This is a genomic window from Cryobacterium sp. AP23, assembly GCF_054075385.1.
This window is the reverse complement of sequence record NZ_CM133415.1, coordinates 2,105,641-2,120,754: the sequence shown is the minus strand read 5'-3', so window position 1 is coordinate 2,120,754 and position 15,114 is coordinate 2,105,641. Positions and strand designations below refer to the sequence as shown.

The following is a 15,114-nucleotide window of genomic DNA, read 5'->3' as shown; positions in this document are numbered from 1 at the left end:
CAAATGGACATGCGGAGGATCCGGGTCATCCCGGGATGAAGTGCCCTATTAGGGCACCGCAACCGATAGCATGAATGACGGTGACCAATCCGCGTTTTCTTCCGAGAGCTTCCTGTGCGCCCTCGACGAACTTCGGAACATCGCGCCCCGTGACCTGGGACAGCCCCGCTGGGATGACCGAAAGCGCGCTTGATCAGTTGGCAACAGCCAAAATTCAACACGCGCATGCCCAGCAGGTTCGCGCCGCTCTGGCAGCGGACGGTACGACGATCGCGTCCTATGCCAAGGCGAACGGAATCGACAAGACTCGCCTGGGGCGGATCCTTCGAGGAGACGTGGTCGTGAGGGTTGAAGATCTGGTGAATGCGGAGCGCAACCTCCGGCTGAGGGAACGACGCGCTGCTCCAGGTGAAAGTCCGGTTCAGCGCTGAGGCATTACCGTGGGGTAGCGACCGCATCTCGCAGCGCGTTCCGGTAGTACTCGGAGTCCGGTTCTCGCACGAACTTGAAGAACCGGTCCAGCGCTTCTGGAGACTGCAGCCCGGCGGCACGCATCAACGGGATGAGCGGGGTACCGGCTTCCAGATGCTGCACGATCCAAGTCGCGTGCATTCTTCGGGCCTGCAGACGGATCTTCCCTTCCGCCCGAGAGACGAAGTCCGTGATCAGATTCCGGTTGGCACTGGCGTGCTGTTGCCGGAATGCCCAGGTCTCGGTCTGACCGGGATCGACCCGAGCTGCCAGGGCTCGCTCCCATTCACGCAAGACGGGGACCACTCGAGACCGCTCGCCGCGTACCCTGATGAACACGCCGTGGTCGTCGGCGTTGATGTCTCCGATCCGAAGATTGACGATCTCTCGCCCGGCCAGTCCCGCGCCCAGACCGAGGGCGAGTAATGCCTCCGCGTTCGACCGGCGTTCATGAGTGGTCTGGGCGATTGCCCAGCTCTTCAAGGTGACAACGTCTCGGGCGGTGTACGGAGATGACGGATCAGATCCGCCTAGCGGCCGCAGGACGGGCGGTGCCAAGGGCGCGTCGAGTAGCGCTTCCGAGATCCTGAGGAGCCGGGACCGCAGGGTGTTCCGACTTGCCTTGCTCCCATAATGCGTGAGACCAACCCCGATGAACCGTTCGATCGTGGAGAAGGCGAAAATCACGTCACGTTCCAGGGGCATTGCGGCCGTTTGCCAGGCCCACAGGGTCAGCGGTGTCGCGGCGGCATACAGTTCTCTCTCGGTGTAGGCCGTATCCGGTGCCGCGTCCACCACCGCGGCGCGTACGAAATTCCCGATCTGAGTCCAATACCCCGCATCGATTTGGGGCAGATAGGCACTCCAGCCGTCTTCCTTCATCGGGCGCACTTGCTCGTGCAACCGGCGCGCACGCGACTGGGCAGATCTGCACAATGAACTGATCGCAAGCCATAATTGGGGCCGCGCGACTCTCCAGAGAGGTGGACCCAGGTGGGCCCCACCTCACCCGGGCAGGTCACCGCCCGCTCCCGGAAGATCATCACGGCTGATGCGTTCAATCGCTGCGATCAGAGAAGTATTTGCCCAGAAGAAGTCGATTTCGTCGTCCCACCCGTCGGTGTGCATCGTCCACCGGCCTCGGTGACCGACCTTGATGGCGGCGATCGTGCGCAATGGCCGTGCTCGGTCGTTGACGGTCGGCGGGGCGTTGGCGCCGGGGACGCGGGTGACGGTGCCCCGTTCGAGATCGAAGTAGTGCGCACTGTCGCGCGTTGACACCCGCCACAGCCCGCCCTCATCTCCCGTGAGCTCGCTTACCTGGTCGGGTTCAACGTTCCGGTCGGTCATCATCGATCCTTTCTGGTGCGTTGGTGTCGGGCTCGGCGGGTGCGCCGTTCCGGTAGAGGAGTTCCAGGTCGAGGGTGGTGGTGTTAAGAATCGCGAGGTTCACCCTGTGCTTCCCGTTCATATCGAGCACCACCACGCGGGTGGGGTGGGGCTGGCCCGGCAGCGACAGTGTCTCGTCGTAGTGGCGGTGGTAGTGGCCTCCGAGAGTCAAGCGCGGGCGCGTTTGCAGGACCGCCCGGCGAAACATGACCCGGCTGCCGGCCGCATAGGCGATATCGGCGGGCAAGTAACCCGCGTCGCGGGCGCTCTTCTCCAGTGCGCGCTCGTCCATGATCGGTGCTTCATGGCCGATGAGTATGTCGACATGGTCTGAGCCGAGCTGGCGGAGGTCGGCGGCTGAGATTTGTTCCTCGGGCCACCAGCTCACGCCCTCTTGGCGAAACCGGCGGTCGATGCTGTTGGCTCCGCCCAGGGCTGCGAGGGTGAAACGCGCACCGATCTGGGTGCGATACCCGCGGGGGAGGTGACCGATGTTGGCGGAAATCCACCGGATGCCGTCTGCTGAGATCGAAAACTCCAGGAGCTTCGGAAAGTACTCGTGATTGCCGTCGATGAAGAGCATGGCCATCTGGTGGCGGGCGAGGGCACGTGAAATCTTGCGTAATGCGATCTGCCAGTTTGTGCCCGGCCAGAGGACGCCCCAATCGCCGAGCTGGATGACATAGGTCACCCCGCGGTCAGCGAAAGTCTGGACCGCTTGCATCGCGTGCGCGAGGTCACCGTGGAGATCGCCCATGACCCCGATTCGGCGAACCGTGGACAGTGACGGCAAGGCGTAGGGCGTGTACGAGTAATCATGGACAGGGCGGTGCGCACGTTCACGCGGGTCGACATCCGTGCGCAGGTCCGGGGGTGGCGGTACCGATTCGGGCGCGATCATGGGGTGCACCTGACGCGTGGGATGATCCCGCCGTTGATGTACCCGCCGCCAAATCGGGAGGACTCCGCGCTGGGGGCTGGGGTTCGCTGGTGTGCGCGTAGCCGGCGGACCACCGAGATCGTCGAGCACTGCGCGGCGGGCGTCTGAGTGGTGCTCATCGCGTTTGGCTCACCGGCGGAGGGCAATGGTTCGGGGGTCATGATCCTGCTCCGGCGTCTTCGGGGTCCGGATCATCGCGGTCGATCGCCACCACCGGCGTCGACAGACGAATCGTCGCGTCCACGCCTTCGACCGCGAGGTCGATGAGCAGGTGCATCCGACGGCCCACCGTGCACTCCACGACTCGCAGCACTCGCACGGTGGCACCGTCCCGACGCAGGGAATGTTCGCGCCCAGGATCATTCCGCACCGGTATCCGGCACATCTCGTACCGGTCCAGGTCCAACCAATACGTCGACCCCGACGCCGTGTAGACGCGGAACTGCCCGGAAACCTCGTCCATCAGAGACGTCATCAGCAGCATGACGGCGACCGCTGCTCGGTGTGCACCAGCGCGCCGACGGAGGTGGCGGCGGAGGGGGCGTGCAGCGTGCTGCCTCGTTCAGGCTGGCACACGACGTCATTGGCAACGGCTGTCACCGCCCGTGTGGTGGTTGACACGTTGAGGACCTCGTGTGGTGTCTGAGCGCCTGCTTCGGGCGGCATTTGGTCGGGCATTCGCGCACCTCCGAGTGTCGTGCCGGTCGGATGACCGGTCGGTGCTGGGACGGTAGCCCGGTCCTGCCCGCCGGCGGATCCGTGCAGGAATACATCCTCCGAAACGCCGCTGCACCTGCGCCGCGCATGACCTATCCGACATCGCATGCCGTGCGAGTCGGGGAGGCCCCATGTCCGAACCAAGCCCGCTTGAAGCACTCCGCTCCGAATATGCGCAGCTTCACCGCCAGCACCCCAGCACCCTCACGCAGGATCAGAAAAGATCCCTCACCGTCTACAGCGCCGAACAAACCTGCCGCGACAGCGGTGAGATAGCCGGCACCGTCCCTCGAGACATCGCCAACTGGATCCTCAGCCTGTCGGCGCTGGAAGCCTTTGTTCGCGCTGAGGGCCGCTTGCCGCGCGAGAATCGACGCCTACCCGCCGGCGCCATCTCAGCCGAGGAGAAGCGGAGCAACAACAGCATCCGAGCTCAGCGCCGTAGTTTTGCTGCAGGGCGACTCTGCTCCTACCAAGTGCGCCGGCTGCTGTGCATCCCCGGGTTCAGCTTCCACCCCATAGAGGACAGATGGCGGGCGAACTATGAGGCCTATGACCAGTTCACCGCCGCGCACGGACATGCACCCAGGCTGCGAAGCACCGATGACGCCGAACAGTCCCTCGCCCGTTGGGCGGCAAAGACCCGAATGGCCCGCCGGGCCGGCACGCTGTCGCCCGCTAAGGTCGCCACGCTGAACGAACTCAACTTCTGGGCCTGGGGAGCCCCTTACCGTCGAAAGTGATCTCACGTGCAGGAATACACTTCGGACGCTCCCTGAGCTTCCCACGGCAGACGAGCACAGGATAGAAGTATGAATGACGGCGACGGTCCTGGCGGAACCGAGCGTTACGGTGCATCACGCTCGGCTGGCGACTCCGCCTGTAACCCACAAGAACCAGATGCGGAAACCGAGTCGTACACCTCGCCGCAGCTAGCTAGGAGCCTTCGCTCTACCCAGTTAGCGTGGGACCGTATGGAAGCGGAGTTCGGGCTGCTGACAGATAACGAGGCGGCCAAATTCCTGGGGGTCACGTCCACCAACCTGATCCGGCTTCGCAACTCCGGCAGGATCATCGCAGTAAAGCGTGGCCCCTCGATCCGATATCCCGGATTCCAGTTCGATCGAGCCAGCCGTGCCATCCTCCCCGTCATCAAGCCCCTCGTCGAGGTGGCCCGCGAAAACGGGTGGTCGAATGAAAGCCTGACTCTATGGATGCTCGGACCAACCACTTCGTTCGACGCTGAGGACCGGCCGGCGGATCACCTGCACGAGCCAGAACTGTTGTTGGCCGCCGCTCACAGTCACATGGAAGCCGTCTGGTGACCAGGGGCAAGAGGGGCCGCGATGCTATGGATCCGTCGTCGACGGCCCCAGAGACGGACTACTCCCAGAAAACGAATGCTGAGCCTAACGTCGAGGGGTCGCCCGAGGCACAGATCTGGGACTCGTTGATCGGCCCGTTCTACGATCGCGCTGGAGCCATGCGTCTGTCCCACATGTCCTGGCATCAGCTGGAGCATTTCTCCAAAATCGGAAGGATCCTTCGGACCAGAACACAGAACAGCGACGACCTCTACCCGTGTTTTCAGTTCGGGCCCGCAGGAGAGCCCTTGGCGGGTCTGAGTGACGTGTTATCCGTATTGGACCCGGGGTTGGTTGATGCTTGGGGCGACGCTCTATGGCTCAATGCGGCTCTCCGTCGATTCAACAATCGCTCCGCTGCTGAGCTGATGCGGGAGGGGAAGATCAATGCGGTCCTCGCCGCTGCGAGAAGTGACCGTGCCAGGTGGGACCGATAGGAGTCCACTGCGCCGAGTCGACGTGATCGGAGGCAACCACCGGCCGATACACGGCGTTGAGATCTTTGCGTCGACGATGGCTTACCACGGTTTTCGGGTGCGAAGCAGCGCGTGCCGCTGCGCCCCTCGCCAATAGGCTGAGACACAGGTAATACGAGGGGAAGTACGCGCCACATGGCCGATAACAACAACGGGGCATTCATCTGGTCCATCGCGAACCTGCTGCGCGGCACCTACAAGCAATCCGATTACGGCAAGATCGTTCTTCCTTTCACGATCCTCCGTCGGCTCGACGCCGTGCTGGAGCCGACGAAGGGCGCTGTCCTCGTCGAGTTCGAGAAACGAAAGAATGGCACCATCCCCGTCGAAAAGCTCCTCCCGAGCGTGGCCGGACACGACTTCTACAACACCAGCCTGTATGCCTTCAAGAAGCTCACGGGCGATCCCGCCAACGTGCGGGCGAACCTGCTCAACTACATCGACGGCTTCTCCGCCAACGTGCGCGATATCTTCGACCGGTACGACTTCGCGGCCCAGATCGCCAAGCTCGACGAGAACGGTCTGCTCTACCTCGTCGTCCAGAAGTTCGCCGGCGTCGACCTGCACCCCGACCGGGTCAGCAACACCGAGATGGGCCTTATCTTCGAGGAACTTATCCGCAGATTCGCTGAGTCCTCCAACGAAACCGCGGGGGAACACTTCACCCCACGCGAGGTCGTGCGCCTTATCGTCAGCCTCCTCTTCACCGAGCACCCGGACGAAGACCCCAGCAAGTCACTCAGCGTCCCCGGCGCGGTCCGCACCGTCTACGACCCCACCGCGGGAACAGGCGGGATGCTCAGCGTCGCCGACGACTACGTGCGCGACCACTACCCGCAAGCGTCCCTCACCCTTGTGGGCCAGGAACTGAACGCTGAGTCCTTCGCCATCGCCAAAGCCGACATGGTTATCAAAGGCCAGGCCATCGACAACATCATCTGGGGAGACACGCTCACCGACGACGGCCACCTCGGGAAGACCTTCGACTACGGCATCAGCAACCCGCCCTTCGGCGTTGAGTGGAAGAAACAGCAGACGTTCGTTCAGAAAGAATACGACCAGCGCGGATTTGACGGCCGTTTTGGACCCGGCCTCCCACGCGTCTCCGACGGTTCGCTGCTCTTCCTCCTGCACCTGGTGAAAAAGATGCGCCCGAAAGCCGAAGGCGGTGGCCGGGTCGGCATCGTGCTGAACGGCAGCCCGCTCTTTACCGGCGGTGCAGGTTCGGGCGAGTCCAACATTCGCAAGTACGTGATCGAGAACGATCTCCTGGACGCCATCATTGCGATGCCCACCGACCTGTTCTACAACACCGGCATCGCCACGTATATCTGGATCCTCGACAACGACAAGCCCGCCAGCCGCAAGGGCAAGGTGCAGCTCATCGACGCGACCGACCAATGGATCAAGATGCGTAAGAGCCTCGGCTCCAAACGCCGCCTCGTCAGCCCCGAACAGATCGAAAACATCGTCCAGCTCTACGGCACCAATGGAGAAGAGGCCGAGGCAGCGAATGGCGGGGCCTCAAAAATCTTCGCAACCGAGGACTTCGGATACACCACCATCACTGTCGAGCGACCCCAGCAATTTAACTGGGCGGTGAGCCCGGAACGCTTGGAGCGCGCCCTGGCCGCTAAGAACCTCGCTGCGGTGGTCGAGCTGGTCGATCTAGCACTCCTGGACCTCAGCACGGCCAGGGAGACCACAACGGATGCCGCTGTCTTCACCGCCCGCATAAAAAAGGCTCTCGCCGGTGCCGGCGTCACCCTCACCACTCCACAGTTGAAGGCCCTTGTCTCGGGGCTCGCCGAGCGCGACGAGACCGCGCCGGTGGTCACCGACAGCAAAGGCAAGCCAGTGCCCGACACCAACCTGAGAGACACGGAGAACGTGCCACTCACCGAGGACATCGACGCTTACATCCAACGCGAAATCGCCCCACACGTAGGGCATTTTTGGGTCGACCGGTCGAAGGACAAGATCGGGTATGAGATCCCGTTCACCCGCCACTTCTACAAATACGTGCCACCCCGCTCACTTGAGGAAATCGACGCGGACCTCAACAAACTTGTGCAGGAAATCACCGTTCTCCTCGGCGAGGTAGAGCGAGCGTGAGTGTCGTTCGAACGCCGGTATCGCGACTGGCGCAGTTTGTTAACGGTCGAGCGTTCAAGCCGGATGATTTCACCGATGAAGGTCTTGCTGTCGTTCGGATTCGCGAGCTGCTCAACCCCGAAGTGGAACCGGATCGGTTTGATGGTGCGGTTTCTGAACGAAATCGAATTCAGAACGGCGACCTATTGTTTGCCTGGTCGGCGACGCTTGCAGTTCGCTTCTGGAATCGCGGCGACGCCGTTCTAAACCAACATCTTTTCAATGTGATCCCCCACCCTGGTGTCTCCAAACCATACCTTCGATGGGCGCTGGACCATGCGATCGAAGACTTAGCAGGCCATATGCACGGTTCTGCGATGACTCACATCACCTTGGAAATGCTGAAAAACGTCTACGTCGCATTGCCAACAGCTGTTCGTCAGCAACGGATTGCGGAGTATCTGGATCAGGAGACCGGGCAGATAGACGCGCTCATTACCAAGCAGGAACAACTGGTCCAAATGCTGACCGAACGCCGCCAAGCCGTGATTACCCACGCCGTCACCCGAGGACTCGACCCCACCGTCCAACTTGTTGATTCAGGGATACCTTGGCTCGGACAGGTGCCCCGAGACTGGTCATTATCCCGGATGAAGTACCTGGTCACGGAACGTGAATCCGGAACCAGCGTGAATGCCATGAACGTGCCGGCTGCGTCCGGCGAGGTCGCGGTCTTGAAAACTGGGAGCGCCTCCACGGGAGTGTTTGACGCCTCAAACAACAAAGTCGTCCTGGAAGAGGACTTGGGCAGAGTCACCTGTGCGGTGCGCCAAGGCAAGATCATCATCAATCGTGCGAACTCCCCGGAGCTAGTTGGGTCTGCCGCACTCGTCCGTGACACCCACGAAAACCTCTATCTATCTGACAAGCTTTGGCAGCTCGGGTTCACTTCCGATTCGACGTTCACCTACTGGTGGTTCCAAACGCGAACCTACAAGGACCAGGTGAGCGCACTCCGCGTCGGCACCAGCAGTAGCATGCAGAACCTCGCGTATGACGATTTCAAGGAGATTCAACTTGCGTACCCGGCTCTGGCCGTTCAGCAACGAATCGGCATTTTCGTTGACGCGGAAACGTCCAAAATCGACTCTCTGATCGCCAAATCGCGTGAGGTTGTAGCAGTACTCAAGGAGCGCCGTCAGGCACAGATTAGTGCGGCGGTCACGGGGAAGATTGATGTGAGGGGGCTCTAATGGGGCAGCACAACGAGAAGCCGTTCGAAGAGGAACTGGCTTTGTATTTGGAGTCGCAGGGGTGGTTGTACTCGCCGACTAGCGCCGGGTATGACAAGGAACGGGCGCTGTTCCCGGAGGATGTGTTCGGGTGGCTGGCGGACACTCAGCCCGACGCGTTGGCGAAAGTGGTGAAGCTGGGGGACGCGGCATCCGTTCAGCAGAAGTCCCGAGACGCGCTGCTTGATCGGCTGGTAAAGTCGATCGACGCGCCGTTTGACAGCGTTGGCGGCGTGCAGGGCGGCACCTTGTCGGTGCTCCGGCGGGGGTTCAAGTACACGCCGGTGTCGTTGCGCATGGCGCAGTTCAAGCCCGCTGACGGGTTGAACCCGTCGACGACGGCCGACTACGGCCGGATGCGCCTCCGGGTCATGAGGCAGGTGTTCTACTCCACCGCGAACAAGAAGAGCATCGACTTGGTCTTCTTTGTGAACGGCCTGCCGGTTGCGACATTGGAGTTGAAGACGGACTTCACGCAGAGCGTGCAGGACGCGATCGCGCAGTACCGCACCGACCGCAACCCCAAGGGCGAGCCTCTACTCTCCTTCGGCCACCGGGCGCTGGTGCATTTCGCGGTGTCGAACTCCGAGGTGTTCATGACCACGCACCTGCGCGGGCAGGACACGTTCTTCCTCCCGTTCAACCAGGGCAACGACGGGAAGGCCGGTAACCCGGTGAACCCGAACGGCTCCGCCACTGCGTACCTGTGGGAGCGGGTATTCCAGAAAGACGCATGGCTAGGCATCCTGGGCCAGTTCATGCACCTGCAGGTCGAGAAGAACATCGACCCGGTCACCGGGGTCGTCGAGAAGACCGAGACCCTGTTGTTCCCGCGGTTCCAGCAGTGGGAGTCGGTGACGAAGCTCATCGAGGCGGCCAAGGCCGAGGGGCCGGGGCACCGGTATCTGATCCAGCACTCTGCCGGGTCAGGCAAGACGAACTCGATCGCGTGGACCGCGCACCAGCTCTCGACCCTGCACCGGGCTGATGGCAGCAAGGTGTTCAACTCGGTCATCGTGGTCACCGACCGCACAGTGCTGGACACCCAGTTGCAGGATGCGATCAAGCAGATCGACGCGAAGACCGGCGTGGTCGTCGGTATCGACGGCAAGGCCGCCGGGTCGAAGTCGTCCCGGCTGGCCGAAGCGCTTACCAAGGGCGCGCAGATCATCGTCGTGACCATCCAGACGTTCCCGTTTGCGATGGCCGAACTGGCCAAACTCGAGGGCACCCTTGCCGGCCGCAACTTCGCGATCATCGCGGATGAGGCGCACTCCTCTCAGACGGGCACCACGTCGAACAAGGTGAAGTCAGTTCTCAATGCCGAGGAGCTCAAGGACCTCGCCGACGGCGGCGAAATCGACATGGAGGCCTTGCTCGCGGCCGATATGGAGAACCGTGCGAACGCGTCAAACATCTCTTACTTTGCCTACACGGCCACGCCGAAGGCGAAGACCCTGGAACTGTTCGGCCGTGTCCCGGAGGGCGGGGAGCTACCGCAAGCGTTCCACCTCTACACAATGCAGCAGGCCATCGAGGAAGGGTTCATCCTCGACGTCCTGCGCAACTACACGCCTTACAAGGTCGCATTCAAACTCGCCCACAACGGCCAGGAGTACGACTCCGAGGGCCCGCTGGTCGAGAAGACCCAGGCCGTGAAAGAGCTCATGCAGTGGGTGCGGCTGCACGAGTTCAATATCACCCAGAAGGCTGCGCTCATCATCGAGCACTTCCGCGAGAACGTCGGCTGGCGGCTGAACGGCAAGGCCAAGGCGATGGTCGTCACCGGCTCCCGCAAGGAGGCCGTGCGCTACAAGCTCGCCTTCGACGAGTACCTGAAACGCACCGGCCACGTGGATGTCCGCGCCCTCGTCGCCTTCTCCGGGGAAGTGCTGGACGAGGCATTGAGTCCAGACGCGTTCACGGAGATCAACATGAATCCCGGGCTCAAGGGCCGGTCATTGCCGGAGGCGTTCAAGACCGACGCCTTCCAGGTCATGCTCGTCGCCAACAAGTTCCAAACCGGGTTCGACCAGCCGCTGCTCGTGGCCATGTACGTCGACAAGAAGCTCTCCGGCGTCACCGCCGTGCAGACGCTGTCCCGATTGAACCGGATGGCCAAGGGCAAGGACGCCACGTTCGTGCTCGACTTCGTGAATGATCCCGAGGTCATCCGCGAGTCCTTCGACCCGTACTTCAAGGAGGCGAAGCTGTCGGCGGTGTCCGACCCGAACATCGTGCACGACATCAAGGACAAGCTCGATGCCATGCACATCTACGAGGAATACGAGGTCGACGCCGCGGCATCCGTTGAGGTGTTCAAGAAAGGCAACAACGCCCTCACCGCCGCGGTAGCACCGGGCAAGGACCGCTTCAACAAACGCTACGACGCGGCCCTTCTCGATGGTGACGGCGTCGAGGTGGATCGGTTGGACCTCTTTCGTGGGGACCTGACCGCGTTCGTCAATGCCTACGACTTCTTGTCGCAGATCATCAACTTCGAAGACACATCGGTGGAGAAGCACGCCATCTACTTCCGGGCGCTGGCACGCGTGATCCGGGAAGACAACAGGCGAAGCCCAATCGACCTGGCCGGCGTCGAACTGATCGGCTACGGCATCAAGAAGCACGAGATGCAGAGCATCAGCCTCGATGACGGTGTGCTCGACCCGATGACGGCGTCTGGGTCGAAGAAACCCGTGGATCCCGTGCTCGCCCGGCTGTTCGAGGCGGTCAACCAGCTCAACCAGCTGTTCGACGGCGACGGGCTGACGGAAGCCGACATGATGGGCTTCTACGCTCAAGTCAAGGGCAAGGCCGGCGAGAACGCCAAAATCACCACCCAGATCGCCGCGAACACCGAGCAACAATTCTTGTCCAGCCCCGACCTGGGCAGCACTGTCACCAACGCGATCGTCACGTCGGGCTCGAATTTCGAGTCCATGGTGGCGGAGGCGCTGAACAGTGATGTGAAGCTCGCGAAAATCATCGAACTGATCGGACGGGCGCTGTACCGGGATGGCAAGGAAGCCGCCTAGTGGACTGGACGGCGGTCGCTGCGGCGATCAGTGCTGTGACGGTGGTCGTGTCCCTCGTCATATTCACTGTTGAAAGTCGACGTCGTGCCGAAGAGGCGCGAAAGGCCGCCACCCACGACGCAATCTCACGCGTACTCCAAACAATGGAGAGCGCCGTCAGATGGCAACAGAAGCCTGTGTTTATCAGGATGTTCGCAAACCCGGAGCTCGACTACGCCCTCGCCGTGCTGAGACTTCGACATGAGCTACCGAATGAGGAATCGCCGGTCGCACAGTGGACGATGTCCCAAACGCAACTCATGATGGCTGCGACATCGGATCGCGGATCACGCGACATAGGCGTGCAGGTAGCGAGCAAGCTCGTCGAGTGGGGTCAGGGAGCGGTCCCGGATGAATGGTTCCTGACGGAATTGGGGTTGCATCCACCCCAGGCACAATTCAAGGTGCCGCGCGAGCGACGGCGGCGCCGTTCTCGATCGCGGGCAAGAGAGAGCTTCATAGAGGGCACAGCGATTGCGCTGGTCGTCATGCTGTTCCACGCGCTCTGGAAATCGGTCAGGTAGAGACCAGTCGGGGCAGGGCAATGGGACGGCATGACAAGCTTCCGGTATGAAGAATGAACTCACCGCGGCTGAGGCAGCAGAAATCGTCGGCAAACCAGCCAAGCATTTTCGTGCCACGCTCCGGGGGATGAAAGCTGATGGCGACCTGGACCCAGAGGGCGCGTGGCAGGAACCGGCCAAGGCGAACGGCACCTGGAAGATCCGTCGCCTCTACCTGACCGTGCTCGCGGCTGACCGAGGATGGACAGTAGAGCAGGGCTAGGCCGATCGCTCAGGCGGCCGCCTTTGGCCGCCGAGACGCTGACGTCAACGCAAAGCCGGCTTAACTGTCCATAGTGCGAGGGAGCTTCGACGCACTAGTGTCCAGCCTGACGAGCCTCGAGCGACACGCTACTTGGGAGGGCTCAGCGCGGCGATCAGGGCGCCCCAGAGAAAAAAGAAGCTGAGGACAGCGCACCAAACCATAACGTAGAGGACCGGCAATCCGAAGTGGGGTTCGATGGCGGATACGACAGCCATGGCAAAGAATGCGACTATCGCCGCCACGAAGCTCCAACCGGACAGCCGAAATAGAGGCACCATCCACCGATGATGCGCTCTCTTCGGCAGGTTCGACGCTGCATTCAGCAACACGCCGGCGCCGACAATGCCAGCCCCAAGCCCTCCACGTCGTCGCCCCATAAGTGCAGGCTAACGTACGAATCGACGGATCTAAGCGCGGTCACAGCCCAGGCTCTCCGCCTGCCCGTTGCCCCTGGGGCGTGTTCTCTGGCGGGCCGGGAGCAGAACGCGCCCCGGACTGGGGGAGCAGGACGGACCGGGGCGCGGAGCCCCTCGGCTACGCTCGATCCCGGGCGCCGCCCACTTTCTCCGCCATCGCGGAGGTGTCCCGAAAAAGACAATTACGGTTGCGCAAGCGATCGCAATACCCGGGGCGGCGCCCATCTGTGTGCCCGCGGACCCCGCGACGGGGTCGGGGCTCGTGACATATGGGTCGTTATCGGCGTGTACCTCGATCTATGAAGCCACACGACCGTCGCTGCCCAAGATCCCGATGGAGGACCAACACCATGCTGGTGCGCGTCATTGTTCTCGTCCTATGCGGTGGGGAGGGCTGCGACCGGCGACTGCCTGCGAAATGGGGACAAGGTTCCACCGTGAGTCATCGCACTTGGTCTCAGATCCAGGCAGACAGGATCCCCGAGTAAGGGATAATCAGCGGCATGCCAGAACTGCTGCCTCAATTTTCCTCTCTACGCTTCGGTCATCTTGACGCGACCCAAGAAGCTTCGGAGGAACCTGAACTACTTCGCACTGGTTACTACGACTACCGACAAGCCGTGCAAGGAATCCTCCAGGGGCAATACTGGCTGATCCTTGGCCCGAAAGGTTCGGGAAAATCGGCCGTACTGGAGAACATCCGGTTGACGTGGGAACACCGTTGGAATCGATTCTTCAATTACTGGAACCTTGCTGGCTTTCCGGTGAACGACGTAACCCGCATACAGACGGGTCAATCGCAAGGGGGCTCCCGGTCTCAGTCCGCTTGGGAGTTCCTCCTACTCCTACGTGTCGTGGAAACTCTGTCCCGCGATGAGGGGCTCAACGCCTCAGGCTCTTTTGTATCTATGGTCAAAGCGCTCAAAGCTGGTGGCTTCATCACCTCCAACTGGCTCGGGAGTGTGTCTAAATGGTCGAACACAAAAATCAAATTTGATGCCAAGATCATCGGTGCCGAAGCGCAATTCGACGCAGCCAGCATCACGCCGCTTGACGTCAGTGCCTACATTCGAGAACAACTGTTCAAGACGAGTACTGAGAGCTCGCACATCATCGCGATCGATGGATTGGATTCGTTCTTCTTCGAGGCTGAAGACGAATGGACCTCCCTCGCAGGTCTCATGCAGGCAATCTGGACGTTAAATCGCGACCTTAGAGCAGCGAAACTGCCGGTTACCGTTGTAGCAGCGGCTCGATCCGACATCGTAGATATGCTGCCGGGTCCTGAAATAAACAAGCTGAAGCCTCACTCGGTACACCTGGATTGGCACGCCAACGGCATCGGCGCGAAGAACCAGTTGTGGACGCTTGTTTCGCGGAAGGTGTCTGTAACGAAGCCGCAAGTCACGAATGTTGTGACGCAGTATCTCCGAACCTCGATAGAAATCGGGCCCCACCGGGAACTAGCGGAGTACCTTCTGGACAATACGAGACTGCTACCGCGCGATTTGGTGGCGCTCATGACATATCTACAACGGACGTATCGTGGGAAGCGCCAAGTAACCGAGGAGGCAGCAAAACGGGCAGTCCAGCTTTACGCGGAAGAGTACTTCGTGGGGGAAATTTTCGACAATTTGGCTGGTGTCTTGGACGCGGGGAACGCTCGCCATCTGGCGAGTTTTAAAGACGCGCTGCGAACAGCTCCCTCCCGACTGTTTACGTTCGCGTACGTGTGTGAGGAGCTGCAAGGCGAGCTTGAACCAACACAGGTGAAGCAGTTGCTCAAGCAAATGTTTGAGACCGGCGGCATCGGGATTAAGAACGGTTCATACACCGATTTTGTTTTCCGGAAGATCGCGGGCGCGGGCTTCACGACCCGATATGAGTTCATGCTCCACGATGCTCTGACCAGAGCCTGGGGTCGGCCGTGGCGGTGATCACGAGCGCGGAAAGCGATGATTTATGCCAGTTGAAGGCTCTCAAGCATCGGCGTAGGTGACCGAGTCAGACAAGTACGCCGTATGCGCGACGCTGTCGACCTGGAGTTTCA

13 protein-coding genes are annotated in these 15,114 nt (G+C 61.3%); 9 read left to right on the top strand and 4 right to left on the bottom strand.

Annotation, left to right across the window (positions count from 1 at the left end):
• Positions 1-149 precede the first annotated feature (149 nt).
• Positions 150-431: a hypothetical protein gene (locus ACU5E9_RS10075; protein WP_456813459.1), complete on the top strand. Its 282-nt coding sequence runs from the start codon at positions 150-152 to the stop codon at positions 429-431.
• A 4-nt stretch (positions 432-435) separates the two neighbouring features.
• Here the strand turns inward: ACU5E9_RS10075 and ACU5E9_RS10070 are convergent, their stop codons facing one another.
• The 4 genes from ACU5E9_RS10070 to ACU5E9_RS10055 form a co-directional block, all read right to left on the bottom strand.
• Complete coding sequence (locus tag ACU5E9_RS10070; protein WP_456813458.1) at positions 436-1,353, bottom strand: hypothetical protein; 918 nt, start codon at positions 1,351-1,353, stop codon at positions 436-438.
• A 123-nt stretch (positions 1,354-1,476) separates the two neighbouring features.
• The gene (locus ACU5E9_RS10065) at positions 1,477-1,821 is read right to left on the bottom strand and encodes a hypothetical protein (protein WP_456813457.1); all 345 of its coding nucleotides are present in this window, start codon (positions 1,819-1,821) and stop codon (positions 1,477-1,479) included.
• Positions 1,802-2,761 (bottom strand): metallophosphoesterase family protein, encoded by a 960-nt coding sequence (locus ACU5E9_RS10060; protein WP_456813456.1) that lies wholly within the window; start codon positions 2,759-2,761, stop codon positions 1,802-1,804. Before ACU5E9_RS10060 ends, ACU5E9_RS10065 begins: the two co-directional genes overlap by 20 nt.
• Positions 2,762-2,957: 196 nt before the next feature.
• On the bottom strand, positions 2,958-3,275 hold the full coding sequence (locus ACU5E9_RS10055) for a hypothetical protein (RefSeq protein ID WP_220604810.1): 318 nt from the start codon (positions 3,273-3,275) through the stop codon (positions 2,958-2,960).
• Between the two features lie 373 nt (positions 3,276-3,648).
• On the opposite strand from ACU5E9_RS10055, the gene ACU5E9_RS10050 reads away from it, so the two are divergent.
• From ACU5E9_RS10050 to ACU5E9_RS10015, 8 genes are all read left to right on the top strand, one after another.
• Complete coding sequence (locus tag ACU5E9_RS10050; RefSeq protein ID WP_456813455.1) at positions 3,649-4,260, top strand: helicase associated domain-containing protein; 612 nt, start codon at positions 3,649-3,651, stop codon at positions 4,258-4,260.
• A 69-nt stretch (positions 4,261-4,329) separates the two neighbouring features.
• Positions 4,330-4,842, top strand: coding sequence for a helix-turn-helix domain-containing protein (locus tag ACU5E9_RS10045; protein WP_456813454.1), 513 nt, complete (start codon positions 4,330-4,332; stop codon positions 4,840-4,842).
• A 650-nt stretch (positions 4,843-5,492) separates the two neighbouring features.
• On the top strand, positions 5,493-7,472 hold the full coding sequence (locus ACU5E9_RS10040) for a type I restriction-modification system subunit M (RefSeq protein WP_456813453.1): 1,980 nt from the start codon (positions 5,493-5,495) through the stop codon (positions 7,470-7,472).
• Positions 7,469-8,704, top strand: a complete 1,236-nt coding sequence (locus ACU5E9_RS10035; RefSeq protein ID WP_456813452.1) for a restriction endonuclease subunit S — start codon at positions 7,469-7,471, stop codon at positions 8,702-8,704. The genes ACU5E9_RS10040 and ACU5E9_RS10035 overlap by 4 nt, the downstream gene beginning before the upstream one ends.
• Positions 8,704-11,781 carry a type I restriction endonuclease subunit R gene (locus ACU5E9_RS10030; RefSeq protein WP_456813451.1) on the top strand — a complete coding sequence of 1,026 codons (3,078 nt, stop codon included), beginning with the start codon at positions 8,704-8,706 and terminating at the stop codon, positions 11,779-11,781. The genes ACU5E9_RS10035 and ACU5E9_RS10030 overlap by 1 nt, the downstream gene beginning before the upstream one ends.
• Positions 11,781-12,344 (top strand): hypothetical protein, encoded by a 564-nt coding sequence (locus ACU5E9_RS10025; RefSeq protein ID WP_456813450.1) that lies wholly within the window; start codon positions 11,781-11,783, stop codon positions 12,342-12,344. The genes ACU5E9_RS10030 and ACU5E9_RS10025 overlap by 1 nt, the downstream gene beginning before the upstream one ends.
• Before the next feature lie 46 nt (positions 12,345-12,390).
• Entirely contained in the window at positions 12,391-12,606 is a 216-nt protein-coding gene (locus ACU5E9_RS10020; RefSeq protein ID WP_456813449.1) for a hypothetical protein, read from the top strand.
• Positions 12,607-13,567: 961 nt separating this feature from the next.
• Complete coding sequence (locus tag ACU5E9_RS10015) at positions 13,568-15,001, top strand: P-loop ATPase, Sll1717 family (protein WP_456813448.1); 1,434 nt, start codon at positions 13,568-13,570, stop codon at positions 14,999-15,001.
• Positions 15,002-15,114: the final 113 nt, after the last annotated feature.

What these genes read in the sequence shown, in the direction of transcription:
- ACU5E9_RS10070 (WP_456813458.1), bottom strand. Translation starts at nt 1,353, where the DNA reads ATGAAGGAAGACGGCTGGAGTGCCTATCTGCCCCAAATCGATGCGGGG.
- ACU5E9_RS10015 (WP_456813448.1), top strand. Translation starts at nt 13,568, where the DNA reads ATGCCAGAACTGCTGCCTCAATTTTCCTCTCTACGCTTCGGTCATCTT.
- ACU5E9_RS10065 (WP_456813457.1), bottom strand. Translation starts at nt 1,821, where the DNA reads ATGACCGACCGGAACGTTGAACCCGACCAGGTAAGCGAGCTCACGGGA.
- ACU5E9_RS10045 (WP_456813454.1), top strand. Translation starts at nt 4,330, where the DNA reads ATGAATGACGGCGACGGTCCTGGCGGAACCGAGCGTTACGGTGCATCA.
- ACU5E9_RS10040 (WP_456813453.1), top strand. Translation starts at nt 5,493, where the DNA reads ATGGCCGATAACAACAACGGGGCATTCATCTGGTCCATCGCGAACCTG.
- ACU5E9_RS10050 (WP_456813455.1), top strand. Translation starts at nt 3,649, where the DNA reads ATGTCCGAACCAAGCCCGCTTGAAGCACTCCGCTCCGAATATGCGCAG.
- ACU5E9_RS10020 (WP_456813449.1), top strand. Translation starts at nt 12,391, where the DNA reads ATGAAGAATGAACTCACCGCGGCTGAGGCAGCAGAAATCGTCGGCAAA.
- ACU5E9_RS10055 (WP_220604810.1), bottom strand. Translation starts at nt 3,275, where the DNA reads ATGACGTCTCTGATGGACGAGGTTTCCGGGCAGTTCCGCGTCTACACG.
- ACU5E9_RS10030 (WP_456813451.1), top strand. Translation starts at nt 8,704, where the DNA reads ATGGGGCAGCACAACGAGAAGCCGTTCGAAGAGGAACTGGCTTTGTAT.
- ACU5E9_RS10060 (WP_456813456.1), bottom strand. Translation starts at nt 2,761, where the DNA reads ATGATCGCGCCCGAATCGGTACCGCCACCCCCGGACCTGCGCACGGAT.